19 protein-coding genes are annotated in these 22755 nt (G+C 66.2%); 11 read left to right on the top strand and 8 right to left on the bottom strand.

Going from position 1 to position 22755, the window contains the following annotated elements:
* Window position 1: 1 nt before the first annotated feature.
* Complete coding sequence (locus J2808_RS13965) at window positions 2–1978, bottom strand: APC family permease (RefSeq protein WP_309817595.1); 1977 nt, start codon at window positions 1976–1978, stop codon at window positions 2–4.
* Window positions 1979–2156: 178 nt separating this feature from the next.
* Between J2808_RS13965 and J2808_RS13960 the strand changes: the two genes are divergently transcribed.
* The 3 genes from J2808_RS13960 to J2808_RS13950 all read left to right on the top strand — a co-directional run bounded on the left by J2808_RS13960 (window position 2157) and on the right by J2808_RS13950 (window position 5360).
* A complete protein-coding gene (locus tag J2808_RS13960) occupies window positions 2157–4112 on the top strand; it encodes a DUF4118 domain-containing protein (protein WP_309817592.1) in 1956 nt (651 codons plus the stop codon).
* Entirely contained in the window at window positions 4109–4810 is a 702-nt protein-coding gene (locus tag J2808_RS13955) for a response regulator (protein WP_309817590.1), read from the top strand. Before J2808_RS13960 ends, J2808_RS13955 begins: the two co-directional genes overlap by 4 nt.
* A gap of 106 nt (window positions 4811–4916) precedes the next feature.
* The gene (locus tag J2808_RS13950) at window positions 4917–5360 is read left to right on the top strand and encodes a VOC family protein (protein WP_309817587.1); all 444 of its coding nucleotides are present in this window, start codon (window positions 4917–4919) and stop codon (window positions 5358–5360) included.
* A 1-nt stretch (window position 5361) separates the two neighbouring features.
* On the opposite strand, the gene J2808_RS13945 is transcribed toward J2808_RS13950, so the two are convergent.
* The 6 genes from J2808_RS13945 to J2808_RS13920 form a co-directional block, all read right to left on the bottom strand.
* Window positions 5362–6453, bottom strand: coding sequence for a class I SAM-dependent methyltransferase (locus tag J2808_RS13945; RefSeq protein WP_309817586.1), 1092 nt, complete (start codon window positions 6451–6453; stop codon window positions 5362–5364).
* A 216-nt stretch (window positions 6454–6669) separates the two neighbouring features.
* Window positions 6670–8283 (bottom strand): LuxR C-terminal-related transcriptional regulator, encoded by a 1614-nt coding sequence (locus tag J2808_RS13940; RefSeq protein WP_309817583.1) that lies wholly within the window; start codon window positions 8281–8283, stop codon window positions 6670–6672.
* 145 nt (window positions 8284–8428) lie between these two features.
* The gene (locus J2808_RS13935; RefSeq protein WP_309817579.1) at window positions 8429–9193 is read right to left on the bottom strand and encodes a maleylpyruvate isomerase family mycothiol-dependent enzyme; all 765 of its coding nucleotides are present in this window, start codon (window positions 9191–9193) and stop codon (window positions 8429–8431) included.
* Window positions 9193–10026 (bottom strand): fumarylacetoacetate hydrolase family protein, encoded by an 834-nt coding sequence (locus J2808_RS13930; protein WP_309817577.1) that lies wholly within the window; start codon window positions 10024–10026, stop codon window positions 9193–9195. The genes J2808_RS13935 and J2808_RS13930 overlap by 1 nt, the downstream gene beginning before the upstream one ends.
* Window positions 10023–11156: a cupin domain-containing protein gene (locus tag J2808_RS13925; protein WP_309817574.1), complete on the bottom strand. Its 1134-nt coding sequence runs from the start codon at window positions 11154–11156 to the stop codon at window positions 10023–10025. Before J2808_RS13925 ends, J2808_RS13930 begins: the two co-directional genes overlap by 4 nt.
* A gap of 114 nt (window positions 11157–11270) precedes the next feature.
* Window positions 11271–12116: an IclR family transcriptional regulator gene (locus J2808_RS13920; RefSeq protein WP_309817570.1), complete on the bottom strand. Its 846-nt coding sequence runs from the start codon at window positions 12114–12116 to the stop codon at window positions 11271–11273.
* Between the two features lie 48 nt (window positions 12117–12164).
* Between J2808_RS13920 and J2808_RS13915 the strand changes: the two genes are divergently transcribed.
* The 6 genes from J2808_RS13915 to J2808_RS13890 all read left to right on the top strand — a co-directional run bounded on the left by J2808_RS13915 (window position 12165) and on the right by J2808_RS13890 (window position 17675).
* Window positions 12165–13502, top strand: coding sequence for an MFS transporter (locus J2808_RS13915; RefSeq protein WP_309817568.1), 1338 nt, complete (start codon window positions 12165–12167; stop codon window positions 13500–13502).
* Entirely contained in the window at window positions 13495–14745 is a 1251-nt protein-coding gene (locus J2808_RS13910; RefSeq protein ID WP_309817563.1) for an FAD-dependent oxidoreductase, read from the top strand. Before J2808_RS13915 ends, J2808_RS13910 begins: the two co-directional genes overlap by 8 nt.
* A gap of 183 nt (window positions 14746–14928) precedes the next feature.
* A complete protein-coding gene (locus tag J2808_RS13905) occupies window positions 14929–15438 on the top strand; it encodes an HAD domain-containing protein (protein WP_309817560.1) in 510 nt (169 codons plus the stop codon).
* A 153-nt stretch (window positions 15439–15591) separates the two neighbouring features.
* Window positions 15592–16857, top strand: coding sequence for an inorganic phosphate transporter (locus J2808_RS13900; protein ID WP_309817557.1), 1266 nt, complete (start codon window positions 15592–15594; stop codon window positions 16855–16857).
* On the top strand, window positions 16854–17075 hold the full coding sequence (locus J2808_RS13895) for a hypothetical protein (protein ID WP_309817555.1): 222 nt from the start codon (window positions 16854–16856) through the stop codon (window positions 17073–17075). Before J2808_RS13900 ends, J2808_RS13895 begins: the two co-directional genes overlap by 4 nt.
* 42 nt (window positions 17076–17117) lie before the next feature.
* Window positions 17118–17675 (top strand): dihydrofolate reductase family protein, encoded by a 558-nt coding sequence (locus J2808_RS13890; RefSeq protein WP_309817553.1) that lies wholly within the window; start codon window positions 17118–17120, stop codon window positions 17673–17675.
* Window positions 17676–17689: 14 nt separating this feature from the next.
* Here J2808_RS13890 and J2808_RS13885 read toward each other — a convergent pair whose 3' ends face one another.
* The gene (locus J2808_RS13885) at window positions 17690–18169 is read right to left on the bottom strand and encodes a hotdog fold thioesterase (protein WP_309817550.1); all 480 of its coding nucleotides are present in this window, start codon (window positions 18167–18169) and stop codon (window positions 17690–17692) included.
* A 196-nt stretch (window positions 18170–18365) separates the two neighbouring features.
* Here J2808_RS13885 and polA point away from each other — a divergent pair, with 196 nt between their 5' ends.
* Window positions 18366–21008: a DNA polymerase I gene (gene polA / locus J2808_RS13880; protein ID WP_397428058.1), complete on the top strand. Its 2643-nt coding sequence runs from the start codon at window positions 18366–18368 to the stop codon at window positions 21006–21008.
* A gap of 302 nt (window positions 21009–21310) precedes the next feature.
* Window positions 21311–22600: a GNAT family N-acetyltransferase gene (locus tag J2808_RS13875; protein ID WP_309817658.1), complete on the top strand. Its 1290-nt coding sequence runs from the start codon at window positions 21311–21313 to the stop codon at window positions 22598–22600.
* Window positions 22601–22755 lie beyond the last annotated feature (155 nt).

The raw sequence follows: 22755 nt of genomic DNA, 5'->3' as shown, positions 1-22755 counted from the left end.
CTCACCCCACGTGCACCCACGGCCGCTGCGTGACATCCGGTTCGGCTTCGCGCAGGATCTCCCGCGTCACCGGGGCAATCTCACCCTCGCCCAGCACCAGGAACCTCAGGAGGTTCACCGCGGGATTGCCCTCAGTCCACCGGAAGTAGACGTGCGGCATCAGTCCGGTCACGTCGCGGATGTGCAGGAGCACTGACGCGATGGTGTTGGGCACCACCGGGCCGTGCACTTCCAGCACGGCAAACCCGTGCCGCACCACGCCCCGGACTTCCAGTTCGGTCTCGAAGTTGGAGGAATCGTCCACCGTGACTTCCAGGAACAGCGTCTGGCAGTCGGCGGGGAAGTGGCTCGCCTCGGTGGCGGACGCCAGCTTCTGCCGGTAGGCCTCGGCTGACTGGCGCAGCGGTTCATGGGCAATGATGCCGATGGGCCCGGTCAGGTTCTCCGCCAAGAACTCCAGCGCCTGGGTATCGAGCCGCACGTGGGTGGCGTGGAGCTCGAAGGAACGCAGCACCCTCGAAAGCAGCGAGATGCTGACGATGCCCAGGATGAAGAAACCTGCAATCCGGATCCCTTCGGGACGCTCAATGATGTTGGTGACCGTGGTGTAGACAAAGAGCACGGAGATCACTCCGAAACCGAACGTCCGCTTCCGCTGCTGCAGCCGGCGGGCCGAGAGCGTCACGGCCACTGCCGCCGAGGTCATCAGCACCAGGACGCCGGTGGCGTACGCGCCGCCCTGGGCGTCGACGTCGGCCTCGAACAGCCAGGTGATCACGAAGCCTGTCAGCGTGAAGACCAGAACCAGGGGACGGACGGCCTTGGCCCACTCCGGTGCCATGCCGTAGCGCGGCAGGTACCGGGGAACAAGGTTCAGCAGGCCAGCCATCGCCGACGCCCCGGCGAACCACAGGATGGCGATGGTGCTCAGGTCATACACCGTTCCGAAGCCGGCACCCAGGTATTCATGGGCAAGGAACGCCAGTGCCCGCCCGTTCGCTTCCCCGCCCGGCAGGAACTCGTCCGCGGGGATCAGAACCACAGTGACAAAACTGCTCGTCACCAGGAACGAACTCATGATCACAGCAGCGGTGGTCAGCATCCGCCGCGTGCCCTGGATCCGCCCGGCCGGATTCTCCTCCGTGTCACCGGCACCGCCGCGGACCTGCGGCATGACCGCTACCCCGGTTTCAAAGCCGGAAAGTCCCAGCGCCAGCTTGGGGAAGACCAGCAGTGCGATGGCCACCGCCATCAGTGGATTCCCGTGTGAAGTGTTGAGCGTCTGCCACCAGTCACCCACAGCGACGGGGTGGGTGGCAGCCTCTCCGAGCGCCCTGGTGATGACCACTACATTGAGGGCCAAGTACAACACCACCAGCACCACGGCGACGCCGATGGCCTCCCTGAACCCGCGCAGGAAGACCGCGGCAAACAGTGCCAGGAGGACCAGGGTTACGGCCACCTCGTTGCCGTGCAGGACGTTCGGGGCAAACGGGTTCTCGATCAGGTGGGCTGTGGCGTCGGCGGCGGACAGCGTCATGGTGATCATGAAATCGGTGGCCGCGAAACCCAGCAGCACGAGCACCAGGATTTTTCCCCGCCAGCGGGGGAGCAGCCGTTCCAGCATGGCGATGGATCCCTCGCCGCGGTGGCTCTCGCCGGCAACCCGGCGATAGACCGGGAGGGCACCCAGCAGGGTCACCGCCACCAGTACCAGCGTGGCAAGGGGTGAGATGGCGCCGGCGGCGAGCGCCGCGATGGCGGGCTGGTAGCCGAGCGTGGAGAAGTAATCCACGCCCGTCAGGCACATCACCTGCCACCAGTGGTGCTTCTTCTCCCCGGCGGGAGCAGCGCCACCAGGACCCTGATGGGTGCCCTTGGCGTCCTCCAAGCCAAACATCAGCCAGCTAGCGAGGGCAGCCTTCCGCGTCGGACGAAGGGCCGAGGGATCGGCCGGCGGTCTGCTCATGGTGGTCATGAAAGCCTTTCAGTCCGCAGCACAGCACCGCGGGCACAGCCGAATCTAGTACCGGCCACCTGGTTTTGAGCCGCAGTCAGGCCGATCTTGACGCATCCTTAACGCCGGTATGGCAAGGAACACAGCGCCGTCTGCCGGACGGCGTAAAAGCGCCGGATCCGGGTGGGAGAATGGCCGCATGGCACGGGAACGGATAGTCATTGGCCTCGACGGCAGCCACGACGCAGAACTGCTCATCCGCCGCGCCACCCGCCTCCTGGAAAGGAACGGCGGCGGCGAGCTGATGGCTGTCCACATCCGCACCGCAGAGGGCGCTTCGGACGAGTCCCCCCAGGTCCTCGAAACCCAGCGGCGGCTGGTCCTCGAACTGGGCGGGACCTACCACACCGTCTCCGCGCCGGACCCCGCCCTGGCCCTCCTCGACTTCGCCCGCAAGTCCGGCGCAGCGCACCTTGTTGTGGGCCAGTCCCGCCGCAAGCCCCTTGCAGGACTCGTGTCCGGGCTGCTCGCCGGCGGCACGGTGGAGGCGCGCGTGGTCCGCGATGCCGGGGAGATTGATGTCCACGTGGTTCCCCGCCCCGATTCCGGGCGGACGCCAGCCCGCAGGCGGCCGGACCTTGGCCGGGCACGGGTGGGCATTGGCTTCGCGCTCGCCGCCGCCCTCCCGGTCCTGCTGCAGGTGCTGCTCGCCGCCTTCGACCACAGCGTTGCCACGGCCGTCCTCATCCAGCTCGCGGGCGCCGTGGCGGTGGCCCTGATGGGCGGGCTGTGGCCTGGCGTGGTGGGTGCGCTGTGGAGCAGCCTGCTGGTGAACTACTTCTCCACGCCGCCGCTGGGGGACTTGGCGATCCACGACCCGCAGGACCTCCTGTCCTTGGGCATCTTCGTGGGTGTGTCCGTGGCAGTCGCCGGGGTGGTGGACCGGTCCGCCCGCCGGTCCAAGGAAGCCGCCCGGTCCCACGCGGAGGCCGCGACCCTGGGGGATCTCGCTTTGGGTGCCTCCCGTTCCGAGGACACGCTTGAAGGAATCCTGGCGGAGGCGCTGGACGTGTTTGGTGCAACGGGCGCCGGTGTCTTCAGCAGCCGGGACAGTCAGGCGGCCGGTGACGCACCGTCGTCGGACTCTTCCACGGCACCCGGTCCGGCTGCCGACGGGCGGGTCTGGCGCTTGGTGGCCGGGGCCGGGGACACCACCGCGTGGTGGCCCGGCGCCACCGGCGCCCCCGGGACTGCGGAGCCGGTGGACGACGACACCCGCCTTGTGCTGTTCGGCCGGGAGGTGCCGGCCACGGAAAGCAGGCTGCTGGGTGCGTTCGCGGTCCACGTCAAGGCCCAGCTGGAACGCCGCCAGCTGGCCGTGAGCCGCCGGGAGATACTGCGGCTGGCGGAAGGGAACACCATGCGCACAGCCATCCTGCGGGCTGTCTCCCATGATCTGCGAACGCCGCTGGCCGGGATCAAGCTCGCGGCCGGTGGCTTGCTGCAGCGGACCGTGACGTATACAGCCGAGGAGGAGAGGGAGCTGTTGGAGACCATCGATGAGTGCACGGACCGCCTGGACCAGCTGGTGGGCAACCTGCTGGATATGTCGAGGATCACCGCCGATTCGGTGCGGCCGCTGCTCGGCCCCGTACGGTGGGGCGATGTTGTGGCTCCGGCCCTCCGCGGGCTCCCGGACGGTTCTGCCCGGGTGGAACTGCCCGCCAACATGCCCACCGTGGAGGCAGACCCTGTCCTGCTGGAGCGGGTCATCGCCAACATCGTCGAAAATGCCGTCAAATACGCTCCTGATTCCGGCATTACCATCACCGGCGCTTCCGACGGCATGGGCACAGCCACCCTGGACGGCTATCCTTCCGGTGAGCTGCGGATCATCGACCACGGCGCCGGCGTGCCCGCCCGGAAGGTGCTCGACATCTTCCAACCGTTCCAGCGGCTTCACGACAGGCCCCAGGCCACGGGGGTGGGACTGGGCCTGGCCGTCGCCGACGGCTTTGTCAAAGCCATGGGCGGCACGCTGGCTGCAGAGGAGACCCCCGGCGGCGGACTGACCATGGTGATCAGGCTGGCCCTTTCCACCGGCTCGCGGGGCGCGCGCCACGCCGCCGGCCAGTCACGGCGGGAGGCCGGGTGAGCGCGGATGCTCCGGCCGGCGCCCGCACACGTGTCCTCGTGGTTGACGACGACCCCCACCTGCTGAAGGCCCTCCGGATCACGCTCCAGGCCCACGGCTACGCCGTGGACACAGCGGCCGACGGCGGCACTGCCCTGCGTGCCGCATCCCACCGTCCGCCCGACGTGATGATCCTGGACCTCGGCCTGCCTGACCGGGACGGAGCAGACGTCCTGTGCGAACTCCGCCGGTGGAGCACCCTGCCGGTGCTGGTTCTGTCCGCGCGCCACGGCTCGTCGGACAAAGTCGATGCCCTCGACGCCGGCGCAGACGACTACATCACCAAGCCGTTCGGACTGGACGAGCTCCTGGCCCGGCTGCGGGCGCTCCTCCGCCGTGTGCCGGAGCCCGACTCCGCCCCCACCGTGGCCGCATCCTCCTTCACTGTCGACCTTGTACAGCGGCGTGTCACAAGGGATGGGGCGGTGGTCCGCCTGACGCCGACGGAGTGGAACATCCTGGAGCTGCTCGTTCGGAACCCCGGCCGGTTGGTCACCCAGCAGCAGCTGCTCCTCGACGTCTGGGGACCGGCCTACCAAACGGAGGCCAACTATCTGCGGGTGTACATGGCACAGTTGCGGCGGAAGCTCGAGGACCACCCTGGCAACCCCCGCCATCTCCTCACCGAACCCGGGATGGGGTACCGCTTCGTGCCGTGAACTGGGGGGAACCCGGGGCCGGCGACCCTATGAACCGGGCCTGAAGTGCGGCAGGATGTTGACTGTTCCATTCCGAAGCTGTTCCGTCCTGCAAGGAGAATCGGCCATGCCAACGACGCTCAACCCCTACCTTGGCTTCCGCGACAACGCCCGGGAGGCGATGACCTTCTACCATTCCGTCTTCGGCGGCGAACTGGCCCTCAGCACCTTCGGGGAGTTCCACGCCAGTGAAGATCCTTCCGAGGCGGACAAGATCATGCACGGCATGCTGACCACCACCAACGGCTTGGTCCTGATGGGGGCTGACACTCCCAACACCATGGACTACTCACCCGGCAGCACCATTTCGATCTCGCTCAGCGGCGATGACGAAGCCGAATTGCGCGGCTACTGGGACAAGCTTTCAGGCGACGGCGGCACAGTGGCCGTTCCGCTGGAGCCGGCGCCGTGGGGTGACGTCTTCGGCATGTGCACGGACCGGTTCGGGACGGCCTGGCTCGTGAACGTCAACGGCGCCGGCGAGGCTGCTGCGCCCGATTCCGCTACCTGAGTCAGGCGGTGTGCTTCCTGGCCACGAAGTAGGCGTTGAACGGATCCTCGGCCAGGTCCACCACCTGCACGTCGCCGAAGCCGGCTTCCCGGAGCATGGCCTCCGCCAACTGGACACCCCAGACGGTGCCCAGCGCGTCCCCTCCCTGGGCGAGTGAAACCGACATGCAGTGCGTCGTGGAGATCGCGTACAGGAAGGCCGCCCACGGCAGGTCGATGTTCTCCTCCAACCGGCTGGAGGCTTTCATGTCCACCATCAGGAACGTGCCTCCCGGCCGGAGGGCCTGCCAAATGTTGCGGAGGACAGCGGCGGGGTGGGCCTGGTCATGCACGGCATCGAAAACCGTCACCAGGTCAAAGCATTCGCCCTGGTCAAGGGTGGCCGCGTCACGCTGTTCGAAGCGCACGTTGGACAAGCCCAGCCGGTGCGCCTCCGCGCGCCCCACGGCCAGGGCTGCTTCGACAAAGTCGTAGCCAACGAAGCTGCTCCGCGGGAAGGCCTGCGCCATCAGGTTCACGGCGTGCCCGGCTCCGCACCCAATGTCGGCGACGTCAATGCCCGCCCGCAGGGCATCTATCCGGTCCGTCAGGGGAAGAATGAGCTCCACCAGTGAAGCGTCGTGAACGGAGCCGCTGTCCGCCGCCTGGATCTGGATGAAGTCCGGGTACTCGGCATAGTCCAGTCCGCCGCCGGTCCTGAACTTGCCCGCTATTTTGCCGGCCACTTCGCCCATCAGGGTGATGTATGTCAGCGTCCGCGCGATATTCTCCGCGCCCGGACCGCTGACGCTGGGGACGTACTCCCGGCGCAGGAAGTACGTCCGTGCGCCGGGAGCGTAGTCGATGAACTTGGCCGTAACCATGCCGCCGAGCCACTCACGGACATACCGCTCGTCCAGCCCGGCGGCGTCGGCGATCTGCTCGCTGCTCGCCGGGGGCAGCTGGGCCAGCGTGTCAAAGAGCCCGGTCTGATGGCCGATGCTGGCCAGGACGGCCGTGGAACCGTCGTTGAGGACGCCCAGCAGCCGTTGCGCCGCGGCCTCCACCGCTGCGCTGTCCGTGCTGACGTCAGCCTCTGCCTCGTATGTGGTCATGATTCTGCCTTTCCCCTCAATCCGCGCCGGTCCTTCCGGCTACCCTGACGTTATTCCCGGGGCCACGGCCGCCGCGTCGGGCAGGTGATGCATCTTGCACTGCCGGGATGGGGCGAATGATGTAGGCATACGGCCCTTCCGGTGCTGCGGGGGAGGCGAAAAAGTACGACGACGGCGGGCCAGCGGCGTGCCTTCGGTGCAGGACGGCGTCGTGCGCTATGCGAGTCCGTGGGCTCGTGCCCAGCCGGCGGCGGCGGTTCGTGACGTGACGCCGATCTTCATGAAAATGTTCGCGAGGTGGCGGCCCACGGTCTTTTCGCTGATGACCAGCGATTGGGCGATCTGGCGGTTGCTGGTCCCGCCGCAGACCAGTGCCAGGACTTCGGCTTCGCGTGCCGTAAGGCCGCCCGGCGCCTCGGCGTCGAGCCGCCTCACGTCGGGGACTGCCCCCAGCTGCCGGTAGATGGCCAACGCCGTGGCCCGGTCCGCTGTGGCCGCTTCCGCCTCTCCAAGTTGCATCCGGCACGACGCCGCCAGTTCGTGGAGCCGGGCCGTCCCGTACCGAGCCCGCTGCTCGCGGTAGATCCGGGCCGCGGCCTCGACTGCCGTCAAGGCATCCCGTGCCCTGCCTGCTGACAGCAGGACCAGCGCCTTGGCGTGGTGTGCCCAGGCACGCAGGCCGGGGGAGGCGAAGCGCACTGCAGTCTGTTCAAGTTCGGAGCAGTACGCTGCGGCACGATTCTGTTGACCGCTGGCGAGGGCCAGTTCAGTTGCGGGGAGCAGCAGCCTTACCCGCTCCAGCGGACTGGTTTCTGCCAGCGCGATTCGGAGCTGCTCCAGGGCCTCGTGGCGTTCCCCGGCGGCGTAGCGGAGCAGGGCTTCGCCGGGCTGGGGCTCCACGCCGGTCCCGCGGGAACGGGCGTACGCATCCCGTGCCCCTGCGGCGTCACCGCGGAGCCGCCGGATCTCACCCAGCTCATAGAAACCGGCGCCTGCCATCCAGCCGTGCGCTGTGGCCAGTTTGTCGCTCAGCGGCCCGATTTCGGCCAGGACGGCCTCCCATTTACCTTCGGTGCTGAGGAGCTGAAGTTCATGGACGCGGGTGACATGGGCGTAGACAAACGTAGTGGAGATACCGGCAGCCCACTGTTCCAGCGCGCGGGTCCAGGCGCGCATTCGGGCGAAGTCTCCCAGCGCGTGGCAAAGATGGACCACCGTGCAGTAGATGTCCCCGGCCCACTCCGGCGGTACCTGCCCTGCCAGGACCGGAAGCATCGCCTCATCGAATTCGTTGAAGCCGGCCTCGGTGCGCCCGTCGCGCACCAGGACAATGCCGGACAGAACCCGTGCGAAGCACCGCAGGGCAGGATCATCGAATCCGTGCGACAGGGCCTCCACCCCGCGGGCCGCCAGCGCTGCGGTCCCCTGGTCGGGCTCGAAGTCCAGGGACATGGACGCCTCCATGTACAGCAGGTAGCCATACTCCGGATCGTGTTCCCGGCCTGCCAGCATCCGGCGTGCACGGTTGAGCCAGCCTGAAGCGACGGCGAGGTCCCCGCGGGTGCTCCAGCGAAGCGACAGTTCAATCGCGGTCATGGCCGCCCCGGTGTGGTCGCCCTCCCCGGCAAGATGGCGGTAGAGCTCCTCGGACACCGCCAGCGATTCCGGCACGTTCCCCAGCCACCAGGCCGAACTGGCAAGAGCATCAAGGTCGCCCGTTGCGAGGTGGGAGTTGGCCCGGGCGGCGGCCAGGTTGCTGTTCGCCGCGGCCCAGTCCCGGCGGACGAAGGCTTCGCGCCCGGACGTCAAGAGTTCATCAAGTTCTGGCATGGCTGGGCTCCCGGAAGATTCATCCAGCGTACTGCCGGGAAGAACAACGCGGAACAGCGGCGGGATATCCCGCCGCTGTTCCGTTTTTCCTGGCTATTCGTGCTGTTGGGGCGACCCGAAGGTCACTGGCTCAGATCCAACCGGCTCAGATCCATTTGGGGGCTGCGGGTGTTTCGGCCAGCGGCGCTCCGTTGTGTGTTGCGGTGACGCCGTGGGTGCCTCGTCCGGTGGCCCATTGGACGAGGCCGGGCAGGGGCCCGCTGATGACCGTAGGGTCTTGGGTGGTGGTGTCGCCGAGCGTCTGGTCCGTGCCGGCGCCTGCACCGTCTACCTTGATGAGGAGTCCGGTGTCGGTGCCGCGGGTTTTCCACGCTCCGGTGATGTCGCGCAGGAGCCCTTCGAGGACGGGTTCGGGGATGTCGGCGAAGGTTGCTCCGTTGTCCAGGTCCACGGCGTGGGCCCAGACTTCGCGGCTGCGCATCCACACGGTTTCGGTGGCCGGGACTTCGCGGCCCTGGATGGTGCGGACCGTGTGGTGCCAGGCCTCTGCCGGGAGGTCCCGCCATTCGACGTTCAGGTGCACGGCGGAGTGGTCGAACAGGTTCCGCAGCGCGATCGGGGACAGGGTCGCCCCGAAGCTGATCTCGTGGTCCCGTACATCAGTGGACGCGTACATGGGTGTTTCCACCCCGGTGCCGGCCCATTCGATGAGCCGGGCGATGGCGCGGGCGTTGTAGCCGATGTGCGCGGCCACGTGCCGGCGGTTCCAGCCGGGCAGCAGCGAGGGTCCGTCGAGTTCGGCATCGGTGAGCTCGTTGAGCTTGCGGGCGAAGAACGCGGTCCCGCGGCGGGCCTGGAGCAGCGCGTCGAGCAGTTCCGGGTCCGTCGTCTGGTCCTGGCGGGCCACCATCAGGCTTCCTTGACCACGCGGTTGTTCAGCTGGCCCAGGCCCTCGATGGTGGTGACCAGGAGCTGGCCTTCCTGCAGGTAGCGCTTGGGGTCCTGGGCGTGGCCCACACCTCCCGGGGTGCCGGTGGCGATGACGTCGCCCGGGTTCAGGGTGATGATCGTGGAGATGTAGGAGACCAGGAACTCCGGCGTGAAGACGACGTCGCTGGTGGGCGTGGACTGCTGGACTTCACCATCGACGGCGGTGGTCATCAGTCCGCCGCTGAACTCATCCTTCGTGACCAGGGCCGGGCCGAACGGGGTGGACTTTTCCCACGTCTTGCCCTGGAGCCACTGGACGGTGCGGAACTGGTAGTCGCGCATGGACACATCGTTCAGGACCGCGTAGCCGGCGATGTGGTCCTTGGCGTCCGCTTCGCTGATGCGGCGGCCGGTCTTGCCGATGACGACGGCGAGTTCGGACTCCCAGTCCACGGTGTCGGATTCCTGCGGGAGGGCCAGGTCATCGTTGGGTCCGATAAGGGACTCGGCGTACTTGGCGAACAGGGTGGGGTACTCGGGGACTTCCCGGCCCATTTCCTTGATGTGGTTGCGGTAGTTGTGGCCCACGCAGATGATCTTGCCCGGCGCGGGAACCACGGCGTCGAGGTCTGCGCCCTCGAGCGGGTGGGTCGCACCGGAGGCTGCGGCGGCGATGGACTCCCACGCGGAGTCCTTCAGGAGCGCTCCGACGTCGGAGAACCCGTCGATCTCGGTGAGGGTGGTCCCGTCCTGGCGGACAGCCTTCGTTACAGTTGTTCCCTCATTCGAGAGGCGGAGTGTCAGGAGTTTCATGCGTTCTTGCGTCCTTCGGTGTAGGTGCGGTTGAAGTTCAGCCGTTCAAAGATAGGGGCGTCGCTGAAGCGGAACAAATCGAATTCGGTTCCGGCGTTCAGGGACCATTCCTGCCAGGACGGGACCACAAACAGGTCGCCCTTGGCCAGGGTCTTGACCTCGCCGTTCAGGACCACGGTGCCGGTGCCTTCGAAGACCTGCCAGACGCTGGAGCCCACCTCACGCAGCGGCTCGGTGGTGGCCCCGGCGCGGAGGCGGTGGAACTCGGCCCGGATGGTGGGCATCACATCCCCGCCCGTGGTGGGGTTCGAATACCGGACGGCGGCGTGGCCCTGGGAGACGGTGGCCGGGTGGCCCTCGTCCTCGAGCAGGAGCTGCTCACGCAGCGCCGCGTCGGTGTGTTCCCACCGGTACGCGGCGATGGGGGAGTTGACCGTGTCCTGGAGCCCCGAGAGCGGGCGCAGGCCCGGGTGGGCCCAGAGCCGCTCGGAGCGGGAAATGTCCGGGGTGGCTTCGTCAGTGACGCGTTCGGTGCCGAACTCGAAGAACCCGGCGTCGGCGTAGTGCACAAACGGGATGTCCAGGCCGTCGATCCAGGCCATCGGCTCATCGGTATCGTTGTGGTGGCCGTGGAAGTTCCAGCCCGGGGTCAGCAGGAAATCCCCGCGGGACATCCGGACCGGATCCCCGTTCACCACCGTCCACACACCCTCGCCCTCCACCACGAACCGGAACGCGTTCTGGGAGTGGCGGTGCTCCGGTGCCGTCTCGCGGCCACCGAGGTACTGGATCGCAGCCCACAGCGTCGGGGTGGCGTACGGGGTCCCGGCAAGTCCCGGGTTCGCCAGGGCGATGGCGCGGCGTTCGCCGCCACGCCCCACCGGCACCAGGTCACCGGCACGGGCGGCCAGCGGATACAGGTCGCTCCACCGCCACACATGCGGCACAGCCTTGGGAGAGGGAACCATCGGCATCAGATCCCCGATCTCCGTCCACAACGGAATCAGGTTCTCCGTCTCGAAGTCCGCGTACAGCTGCTCCAACTGCGCCGCCTCTTCAGGCGTCGGCTCCGGCAAAGCGTGGCTGGCGGCCACTGATTCGTGGGTCGTGTTCTCGGCGCTGATGGACACGTCGGCCTCCTTCAAGTTCAAAACGGTATTTCGGCGTAGTCAGACTCTACGGACGCGGCGTTGTGACCCCCAACATATTCTGCCAGCCAGAATTAAACTCAGCCTGATGTTGCCTCAGTCCGGATCAGCCGGATTGGCAGCAATGTCGATTTCCAGCTGCCGGCAGGTTTCGCGCAGGGCAGGGACGAGCCCGGCATCGAACACCTTTCGGAAGCGGGTGGCGGGCGTAGCCACGCTGAGAGCGCCGACAACGTGCCCGTGCCGGTTGTGCAGTGCCATCCCCAGGGCACTCACACCCTCTTCGGTGCCTTCAAAATTGGCGGCGAACCCGTTGGTCCGGATGCTCTCAAGCTCGCGCAGGAATGCCGGATAGTCGGACAGGGGAATAGTGTCGCCGCCGATTTCGGCGTTGTTGCTGCGGAAGAGCTGCTCAATCATGGGGGGCTCGAGCTCGGCGAGCATGACCTTGCCGCCGGACGTCTTATCGGCAGGCATCACCGTTCCCTGCCGGTCGCCTATCCGCAGCACATTACTGCCCTCTACCGTGGCCAGGAACCGCACTTTCGTACCCACTCGCACCATAAGGTTGACGGTCTCGTTGAGCCGGGCGGAGAGCAGCTCCATGTGCGGCTGGGCGAGCGAGCGGAGCAACCTGGTCCAGGACAGCCCAGCCGGACCCACGCCCATGGCAGGGCCGGGCACATAACGTCGGGTCTCATCCTGGATGGCAAAACCCCTGTACACCAGCATGGCCAGCAGGCGGTGGGCGGTGGACGGCGCTACCCCCAGCTCCTGGGCTGCATCCTTGAGCCGCAGCGTACCGCCGTCACGGAGAAGCTGCAGAAGCACAAGCGCATTGTCCACCGCCTCGATGGAGTAGGTAGGCCGCTTCTGGATGGGCTTCCGGGCCGGCTTGGACGACTGAGTGGCCGCTGGCCGCGGACTGGGATTATTCTGCACATCAGAATTGTATTGTGGTTCATCTTCGGCCGCCATGACAGTAGTGGGATGAATCACATACTTCCCGCTGCAGCGCCGCACCGGTCCTCGCCGGGGACTGCTGGCCCAGCTTCCGTTGACGGTCCCGTCACGCGGTTCTCCAAAGGCTCGGCTGCGGCCGTCCTCGTCTGCTGGCTTCTGGTGGTCTTCGATGGCTATGACCTCATCGTGTACGGCACCGTCCAGTCCTCGTTGATTGCCGAGACCGGCTGGGGCCTGACCAAGGCCACCGCCGGAACCATCGGGTCCATGGCCTTTGTCGGCATGATGATCGGGGCAATCTTCGCCGGCCGCATGGCGGACTCATGGGGCCGCCGCCGCACCATCCTTGGTTGCGCGATCGTCTTCTCAGTCTTCACCGTGCTGTGCGCGTTCGCCCCCAATGCAGCCATCTTCGGCGCCCTGCGGCTCCTTGCCGGCATCGGGCTCGGCGGCCTGGTGCCCTCCGCGAATGCACTGGTCGCAGAACTCGTCCCCGCCAAATGGCGGTCGATTATCGCCACCCTGATGATGTCCGGCGTCCCGATCGGCGGATCCATCGCCGCCCTTGTTGGCATCCAGCTCATCCCGGCGTTTGGCTGGGAATCGATGTTCCTTGTGGCTGTCCTGGCACTGCTCGTTGTGGTGCCGCTGGGACTCAAATACCTGCCGGAGACGCTGGCCCCTGTTACCTCCCAGGAAAAGGCTGCCCGCAAGGCCGCCGGCAAGGGCAAGGCGGGTGAAGAGCCGAGCGGGTTCTCGTCCCTGCTCCGTGCCCCCTACCTGGGCATCAGCCTGCTGTTCGCCGTGGCCACCATTGCCACGCTCTTTGCCTGGTACGGGCTGGGCACCTGGTTGCCCAACCTCATGCAGCTTGCCGGCTACAACCTGGGCTCTGCCCTGACCTTCGCCCTGGCACTGAACCTGGGTGCAGTGGCCGGTTCGGTCATCACCGCCTGGGCCGGGACCCGCTTCGGACCGGTGCCCACCGCCATCGCCGCGGCCGCCGTCGCCGCCGGTGCACTGATGGTCCTGGTCACCGGGCCGCCGGTCGCCATCGTCTACTTCATGCTGGTCCTTGCCGGAGTCGGCACGCACGGCACCCAGTGCCTCATCATCGCGGCCGTCGCGGGCCACTATCCCGGACACCTCCGGGGAACAGCGCTCGGCTGGGCGCTCGGGACGGGCCGCATCGGCGCCGTCGCCGCGCCCCAGGTGGGAGGCCTCCTGCTGGCCGCCGGATTCGGCGTCAATTCCAATTTCCTCGCCTTCGCCGGTGCAGCCGCCATCGCCGCGGTCCTGCTGGCCGCCGTCGGCCTCAAACTCAAGTCAAAACCCGCTGTCTCTGAAGGAGCAAACAATGTCTGAGCACGCCACATCCACTGATGTCCTCGTCATCGGAGGAGGAATGGCCGGACTGGCCGGAGCCCTCGCACTGCGTGAAAACGGCGCCAACGTCACCCTCGTGGAGCGGGCTCCGGAATTCGGTGAAGTGGGCGCAGGCCTGCAGATGGCCCCCAACGCCTCCCGCGTCCTTTCGCGCTGGGGCCTGCTGGAAAAGGCGCTGGAAATCGGTGTCCAGCCCAAGCACCTGGTCTTCCGCGACGCCGTCACCGGCGAGGAGCTCACCCGCCAGACGCTCGGCGGGGACTTCGCTGAGCGCTACGGCGCGCCCTACGTTGTTATCCACCGCAGCGACCTGCACCGCGTTCTGCTTGAGGGCTGCGAAGCGGCCGGCGTCAAGCTCGTCAACGATGTCATGGTCGAAAGCGTTGAAACCGTCAACGGCCGCGGCGTGGCGCACACCGCCGCCGGCGTCGACTACGAGGCAGACGTCATCATCGGCGCCGACGGACTCAAGTCCACCCTCCGTCCGCTCGTTGCCAGCGATGAGCCGGTGTCCTCGGCCTACGTCGCCTACCGGGGCACGGTCCCGATCACCGAAAACACGCCCAAGGCTGACCTTGAAGACGTCATTGTCTACCTCGGACCGGACTGTCACCTCGTGCAGTACCCGCTGCGCAAAGGTGAGCTGCTGAACACCGTAGCCGTCTTCAAATCGCCTTCCTTCGAACGCGGCGAAGAGCAGTACGGCGGCGTTGATGAGCTTGAGGCCGCGTACAAGGACTGCGTCCCGGCCGTCCAGGAAGCGCTGAAGAACCTGGCCACGGGTATCCGCTGGCCCATGTACGACCGCGACCCGATCGAGAACTGGGTCGCCGGCCGCATGGTGCTGATGGGCGACGCCGCCCACCCCATGCTTCAGTACCTGGCCCAGGGCGCCTGCCAGGCCCTTGAAGATGCTGCCGTCCTGCAGGATGCCACCAACGGCACCGTCTTCACGGCGGAAGGCATCAACCCCGAAGCCTGGGATGGTGCGATCAGGGAATTCAACACTGCCCGGGCTGGCCGTACAGCCCGCGTCCAGCGCACCGCCCGCGTCTGGGGCGAATCCTGGCACGTCTCAGGACTGGCCCGCATCCTCCGGAACCTGCTGTTCAAGAGCCGGAAAGACGGTGACTTCCAGTACAACGACTGGCTCTACGGCCAGGACCAGCCCGGAACTCCGGAGCGCAGGGTGGCTGCCCAGCCGGAGACGCTCTCTGTCTAGGACCCTCCCCGTCTGAGACCCTCTGTGTCTCAGGCCGGCCCAACTCTGAACCGGCTAAGGGGCCAGAGGTCCTTGAGGAGGGGCTGCACGCAATGCAACCATTGATGCGTGCAGCCCCTCCTCCATTTAGGACCCGGTCGTCTCAGACCTGGTCCGGGCCTGCCGGCCTGACGGAGGGCTCCTGTGCGAAACGTCACCCTGTATTTGGACGTCGACGGCGTGGTGTGCCCGTTTGGAGCGACCGGCAAGACGCCGTGGGGTTCCGGCTGGAACCTCGCGAACGCAGGCATGCTCGAAGTGGCCTACGCGGGGGAGTTGGTTGGCGGGCTGAACGGTCTGGCCCGTCTGCCCGGCATGCGCTGCGTGTGGCTGACCAGTTGGGAGGACATGGCTCCCCACTACCTCTGCCCCGCCATCGGCCTTGCGGGCGCCCGCTGGCCCTGGCTCACGGCGGCCGGTGCTGGCACGGGTGAAAGCTGGTGGAAGCTCACTGCCCTGCAGGAGGACATGGCCACCACCGCCCCGGACGGGATCGTGTGGCTTGATGACCAGCTCATGTATGAAGAGCAGGCCCAGGCGTGGGCCGGATTCCTGGGCGAGCGGATCCTGATGATCTCGCCCGATCCGCGCCGGGGAATCTCGCCCGCCGAACTGGCCGCCGTCAGCGCCTTTGTCACCCGACCGCTGTTTTGACCTCATCCGGGAGGCGCGTACGATCGATAAGGTTTCAAGCCGGTTCTGTTAACACCGCAGGTCATTCCCCGTGAACTTCACGTGAATTATGCTGTGCAGGGCAGGCGGGGGTAACGGAACTGCTGAACGTCGACTCTGCAGATTGGGCAACAGGTGGATATCACCTTTATGGTGGCGCTGGTCATCGCACTGGCACTATTTTTCGACTTCACAAACGGCTTCCATGACACTGCCAACGCGATGGCCACACCCATCGCCACCGGTGCCATCAAACCGAAGACCGCTGTGACGCTCGCTGCAATCCTTAACCTGGTGGGTGCCTTCCTTTCAACGGAAGTGGCCAAGACGGTTTCCGGCGGCATCATCCGGGAAGGTTCGGACGGTGTCCTGATCACTCCGGACATCATCTTCGCCGGCCTGATGGGCGCCATCCTGTGGAACATGATCACGTGGCTGAAAGGCCTGCCGTCGAGTTCTTCCCATGCGCTGTTCGGCGGCTTGATCGGCGCAGCCATTGCCGGCATCGGCTTCAACTCCGTGAATCTGGAGACCCTGCTTCAAAAGGTCATCCTGCCAGCCATCTTCGCCCCGCTCATTGCCGGGATTGTGGCCTATATCTGCACCAGGCTCGCCTATGCACTGACTGCCCGCCACGACCCCGAGACCGGCAGCAAGCTCACCCAGAAGCGCGGTGGATTCCGTACCGGCCAGATCTTCACCTCCAGCCTGGTGGCGCTGGCCCACGGCACCAATGACGCCCAGAAGACCATGGGCATCATCACACTCGTGCTGATCTCCGCCGGTACGCAGGCCCCGGGCTCCGGCCCCCAGTTCTGGGTCATCGCTGCGTGTGCCGTGGCCATCGCCGTGGGCACGTATGCCGGCGGATGGCGCATCATCCGGACCATGGGGTCGGGCCTGACCGAGGTCAAGCCGGCACAGGGCTTCGCCGCCGAGACGAGCACGGCGTCGGCCATCCTCGCCTCCTCCCACCTGGGCTTCGCGCTCTCCACCACGCAGGTGGCCTCCGGCTCCGTCATCGGGTCCGGCATGGGCCGCAGGGGCACCACAGTGCGCTGGAACATGGTGGGGAAAATCGCTTTGGGCTGGCTGTTCACCCTCCCTGCGGCCGGCATTGTGGGAGCGCTGACGGCGCTGCTCGTGAAGACCGGCGTGGTGGGCGTGGCGATTGCCGCCGTCGCCGGCACCGCGGCCGTCCTGTTTATGTTCTTCTATTCCCGCAAGTCCCATGTTGGCCACCACAACGCGGTGGAGGTCGAGGAAGCTGGGCAGACCGTCCGCTTCGCCAAGAAGAAAGCCCTCGCCCGGGCACGCGCCAGGGCAAAGGCCGAGGCGACAGCTACGTCCACAGCCACGTCCCCGGCCACGGCCGATGAGCAGAAAGATGCGCAGCGATGAAGTGGTTGGAACTCCTGACCGTAGGCGGCGCCACCCTGGTGGCGGCCGTGACCGTGGTTGTCCTGTACTCGCTCGGCGTGCGCCTCACTGCCATTGCCGGTGACGCCCAGCAGGCTTCACCCCGCGCAAAGCGCACGTTCGCCTACGTCTGCTTTGGCCTCTGCGGGGTGGCTGTGCTGTTCGGGCTGTACCTGATCATCCCGTATTTCAGTGCTTAATCGCCCGTAGCAAGTCAACACCGCCACGGTTACGCTGGGTCCATGTCCAGGTTCCAGTATTTTGTTGCAGCCTCCCTCGACGGCTTCATTGCCACAGCCAAGGACGACCTCGCGTGGCTGCTTGAATTCGACGGTTTCGAGGGCGGCAAGGAAAGCTACGAGTCCTTTATGGATGGCGTGGGCTGCATCGTCATGGGCGGGGAAACCTATGCCTGGCTGATGAAGCACGAGCCCGGCAAATGGCCCTACCCGTCCACGCCCTGCCATGTGTTCACCCGGCACGAGCACACAGCGCCAGCCGGTTCAGACATCACGTTCGTCCGCGGCCCGGTCCGGGAATTCATCCAGGACTTCAAGGACGCCGCCGGCGGAAAGAACGTGTGGGTGGTGGGCGGCGGCAACCTGGCCGCACAGTTCGCCGCTGCCGGTTACCTGGATGAACTCATCCTCTCGGTCATCCCGGTAGTGCTGGGTGACGGCAAGCGGCTGTTGCCGCTGGAAGGCCCGACGGCGCCGCTTGAGCTGACTGCCTCGCGCACCCTGGGCCGGGGGATCGTAGAGCTGCGCTACAACCTGAACCCTGCGGATACGGCCGGGTAACAGCCCCTCCTGGCCTAATCAGCCTTCTTGGCCGGCCCGTTGTCCCTCAGCATGTTCGTGATGCGGGCCGTGGACAGGCGCCTGCCCTTGTCATCGGTCATGACCACCTCATGCGTGGTCAGTGTCCCGCCCAGGTGGATCGCTATACAAGTACCGGTGACGGTACCTGTATCGATGGACCTGTGGTGGGTGGCGTTGACCTCGATGCCCACGGCATGCCTGCCGGTGCCGGCGTGCATGCCCGCGGCGAAGGATCCCAATGTTTCTGCCAGGACCACGTGGGCTCCGCCGTGCAGGATCCCGGCCACCTGGGTGTTGCCCTCCACCGGCATGGTGGCCACCGTCCGCTCGGGGCTCATCTCCAGGAAGTGGATGCCCATCTTGAGCACCAGGGCGCCGATTCCGTATCCGCTGAGCCACTCGTGCAGCCGTTCGGGGATACCTGCTGTGACTAATTCCTCAGTGAAGGGTCCGGGCGTGAAATTGTCCATCATGGCAACTAGGCTGGCACCTGTGAGTGAAACTACCAAACCGGCCCCTTTCCCCTCTGTTACTGCTGCGCTCGACGCAGATGCCGCCCTGCAGGACATCACTGTCCCGCCGTCGGTCGGGGGCCGGGTTTCCGCCACCGAGGCACCCGTCATCCCCATCACCGACCAGCCACGCCTGCTGGTGTTGGACGGGCACTCGATGGCGTTCCGGGCCTTTTTCGCCCTGCCAGCGGACAAGTTCTCCACGGCCAACGGCCAGCACACCAACGCGATTCACGGCTTTACGTCGATGCTGATCAACCTGATCAAGGAACAGAAGCCCACCCACATCGCGGTGGCCTTCGATGTCTCGGATGAGACCACCCACCGCAAGGCCGAGTACAGCGATTACAAGGGCGGCCGCAACGAGACTCCCCGTGAAATGAGCGGCCAGATCGACCTCATTGACAAGGTCATGCAGGCCTGGGGCATCAAGACCATCAAACTTCCGGGGTATGAGGCTGACGACATCCTGGCAACGCTCTCCGTGCTGGGGGAGAAAGCCGGCTACGAGGTCCTCCTTGTCACCGGCGACCGTGATGCCTTCCAGCTCATCACGGACAACGTGTTTGTGCTGTACCCACGGAAGGGCGTCAGCGACATTCCCCGGCTGGACGCGGCGGCCATCCAGGAAAAATACTTTGTCACGCCGCCGCAGTACTCGGACCTTGCTGCGCTGGTGGGCGAGACCGCTGACAACCTCCCCGGCATTCCGGGCGTCGGCCCGAAGACCGCAGCCAAGTGGATTAACCTCTACGGCGGGCTGGAGGGCGTCCTCGAACACATCGACGCCATCGGCGGGAAAGTGGGCGATGCCCTCCGCGAGAATGTCGAGGATGTTAAGCGCAACCGCCGGCTGAACCGGCTCCACACGGATCTGGAGCTGCCGGTCACGCTGGATGAACTGGCCGAACCGCGGCCGGATGAGGCAGCCTTGGAGCAGCTGTTCGACGAGCTTGAATTCAAGACGATCCGCACACGCCTTTTTGCCCTCTACGGCAGCGAGGAGTTGGAACCGGCAGAACGCGAGAGCATCGACACGCCTGAGTTCGTGACTCCCTCCAGTGCAGCGGAACTCAGTACCTTCCTGGCCGCCGGCACCGGGCAGCGCTCAGCGATTGCCGTCGACCTTGTGCCCGGCCGCATCGGCGAGGACGCCGCCGCGCTGGCCATCGTCCGTGACGGTGCAGCCGTGTACATTGACCTGGCCGCGCAGGACGCCGCCGCGGAGAACGTCCTGTCCGACTGGTTGCGGGACGAGGCCTGCCCGAAGGTCATGCACGGCTACAAGGCAGCCCTGAAGGCCCTCTCCAGCCGTGGCCTGGGGCTCGAAGGGGTTGTGGATGACACGTCCATCTCCGGGTACCTCATCCAGCCCGACCGCCGCACCTATGAGCTGGCCGAACTGGCACAGCACCACCTCAACATCAGCATCTCGGCCGAAACGTCCAAGGCGGGCCAGCTTGAGCTGGCGTTCGACGGCGACGACGCAGCTGCCGCGGGTGCCCTGGTGCAGGTGGCGGCAGTCGTCCAGGCCCTCAGCCGGCACTTCGAATCTGAACTGACCGAGCGCGAGGCAGCGGACCTGCTCACCACACTGGAGCTGCCCGTCAGCCGTGTGCTGGCCGATATGGAAACGGCCGGAATCGCCATCGACATGGCCCGCATGGACGAGCAACTCGCGGATCTGTCCAAGGTCATCGACAACGCCCAGGAGCTGGCTTTCGCGGCCATCGGCCACGAGGTCAACCTCGGTTCGCCCAAACAGCTGCAGACCGTCCTCTTCGAGGAACTCCAGCTGCCGAAAACCAAAAAGATCAAGTCCGGCTACACCACGGACGCGGCCTCGCTCAAGAACCTGCTGGAGAAAACCGGGCATGAGTTCCTGGTCCAGCTCATGGCGCACCGCGAGTCCTCCAAGCTGCGGCAGATGCTGGAGTCGCTCAAGAAGTCCGTTACGGAAGACGGCCGGATCCACACCACCTATGCGCAGAATGTTGCTGCGACCGGCCGGATCTCCTCCAACAACCCCAACCTGCAGAACATCCCCATCCGCAGCGAGGAAGGCCGGCGCGTCCGCGGCATCTTTGTGGTCAGCGAAGGGTATGACTGCCTGCTGTCTGCGGACTACTCGCAGATCGAAATGCGCATCATGGCCCACCTCTCGGGGGACGCCGGCCTGATCCAGGCTTACAAGGACGGCGAGGACCTCCACCGTTTTGTGGGCTCGAATATCTTCCACGTACCCACCGAAGAGGTCACCAGTGCCATGCGCTCCAAGGTCAAGGCCATGTCCTACGGCCTGGCCTACGGTTTGACCTCCTTCGGGCTTTCCAAGCAGCTGGAAATCTCCGTGGACGAGGCCAGGACGCTCATGAAGGACTACTTCGACCGTTTCGGTGCCGTCCGCGACTACCTCCGCGGCGTAGTGGACCAGGCCCGGGTCGACGGCTACACCGCCACGATCGAAGGCCGCCGCCGGTATCTGCCGGACCTCACCAGCACGGACCGGCAGCTGCGCGAGAACGCCGAACGCATCGCCCTCAACTCGCCCATCCAGGGATCAGCCGCGGACATCATCAAGCGGGCCATGCTGGGTGTGCACGCTGAGCTGGCCGCCCAGGGCCTCAAGTCGCGCATGCTCCTGCAGGTCCATGACGAACTGGTCCTGGAAGTCGCCACCGGCGAACGGGAAGCGGTGGAGAAGCTCGTCACCGAACAGATGGGGTCCGCAGCGGACCTCAGCGTTCCGCTGGATGTCCAGATCGGCGTCGGTCCCAGCTGGTACGACGCCGGCCACTAGGACCGGACGAGGCTGGGAGGCACGGGGTAGCGGGGGACGGGGCCGGGCGACGCTGCACCGGCTGCACCATGACTTCATGCCGGCCAACGGCTTTGGATTCGCCGGGCCGCACCACGAGATCTACCTCAGTGACGCCCGCAGGGTGGCCCCGGAAAAGCTCAAACCATCCTCCGCCAGCCCGTGTGGCGGCTCTGAGCTTTTTTGCGGGGCGTTTGCGCGGGGCGGCTTGAGGGGGGAGTGGTTGGCGTGTTGTTGCTGGCCAGGCGCCGGATTCATTGGTTAGGCTCGGCGGTGTGGCTGAACTGAGTGATGACTATGAAATCCGGCGCTTCGACGCGGCAGCCGAAGGGGAGCCGGGCTATCGCGAAGCGGAAACGTGGGTCAAAGCGGTCGCTTTCGGGTTCCATGAATCCACGCGGACGCCGGAACACGTCGCCACGTCCCTGGCGACCTACCGGGCAGACCACCGGGTTCTGACCGGCGCGTACCAGACGCGCGGTGTCGCGCCCGGGTCCCTTCCCGCCGACGTGCCGGTGGCCACTTTCGGCACCCTCCGCAAAACGCTGAACATCGGCTTTGGCCGGATGCTGGAAACCCAGTTGGTCACCGCCGTGACCGTGCGGACCTCACACCGGCGCCGCGGACTGCTGCGCCGGATGATGTCCGAGGACCTGGCCCTGGCGAAACGCGATGGCGTTGCGATGGCCGCCCTGACAGCATCCGAAGGATCCATCTACGGACGATTCGGCTATGGTGTGGCCAGCTTCGAGCGCACGGTAAAGGTGGATACTACCGCCCGGTTCAGCCTCAACCACCAGGCTGTCGGCAGTGTGGACATTGCCGATCCCAAGATTCTGCTGGAGATCGCGCCGGAAATTTTTGACCGCGTGCACCGCCTCACTCCAGGATCGATCGGCCGCCAGGAATGGTACCGCCAGCTGGCGTCAGGTTCCTTGGGACGGGACGGCAAAGAAGACCCCGCCGTCAAGGTGGCCCTGCACTATGGCCCCGACGGAATTGTGGACGGCTACGTCTCCTACAAATTCCTGGGCTGGGACGTCGAGCCCTACACCATGCATGTGGTGGACCTGGTCGCCTCCACGAACGAGTGCTATTTGGAGCTCTGGCAATTCCTGGCTGCCATCGACCTGGTGGAACGCATCACCTGGGAAGAGGCCCCTCTGGATGATCCCCTCACCTGGGCGCTTGCCGATCCGCGGTGCATCGACTCCTCGGACAGCAGGGATATGCTCTGGCTCCGTATCCTGGACGCAGTCGAGGCGCTGGAAGCGCGGCGATACCCGGTGGACGGCCGGCTGGTGCTGGAGGTCCTCGACCCGCTTGGCCTGGCGGCAGGGATTTACGCACTGGAAGTCAATGGCGGCGAGGCCGCCGTCGAACAGATTGAAACAGGGGAGAATCCGGACCTGACCCTGGATATCTCGGCACTGTCCTCGATCTATCTCGGCGCCGTATGCCCGGTGACGCTGGCGGCGGCAGGCAAGGTTCGCGAACACCACCAGGGGGCGGCACTGAGGGCCAGGCAGCTGTTCGCCGTGGAACGTGCCACGCACTGCCTAACCCACTTCTAGGCACCGTCCGGTGATTCCGCTGCACCGGCCCAAAGAGTATGGTGGCGATCATCACCCCGGACTGGCCAGGCTCTGGAGCGGGACGGCATCGATGGACTCCGCCGTCATGCCGCGGAGCAGCCGGCCTGAAACGGCCAGTGGGGCGGCGGCCCACG

Origin of the sequence: Pseudarthrobacter sulfonivorans (genome assembly GCF_031454915.1) — a bacterium.
In the GTDB taxonomy this organism is placed as follows: domain Bacteria; phylum Actinomycetota; class Actinomycetes; order Actinomycetales; family Micrococcaceae; genus Arthrobacter; species Arthrobacter sulfonivorans_C.
The sequence above is the reverse complement of the archived record's forward strand: the minus strand, read 5'-3'. Positions and strand labels throughout refer to the sequence as shown.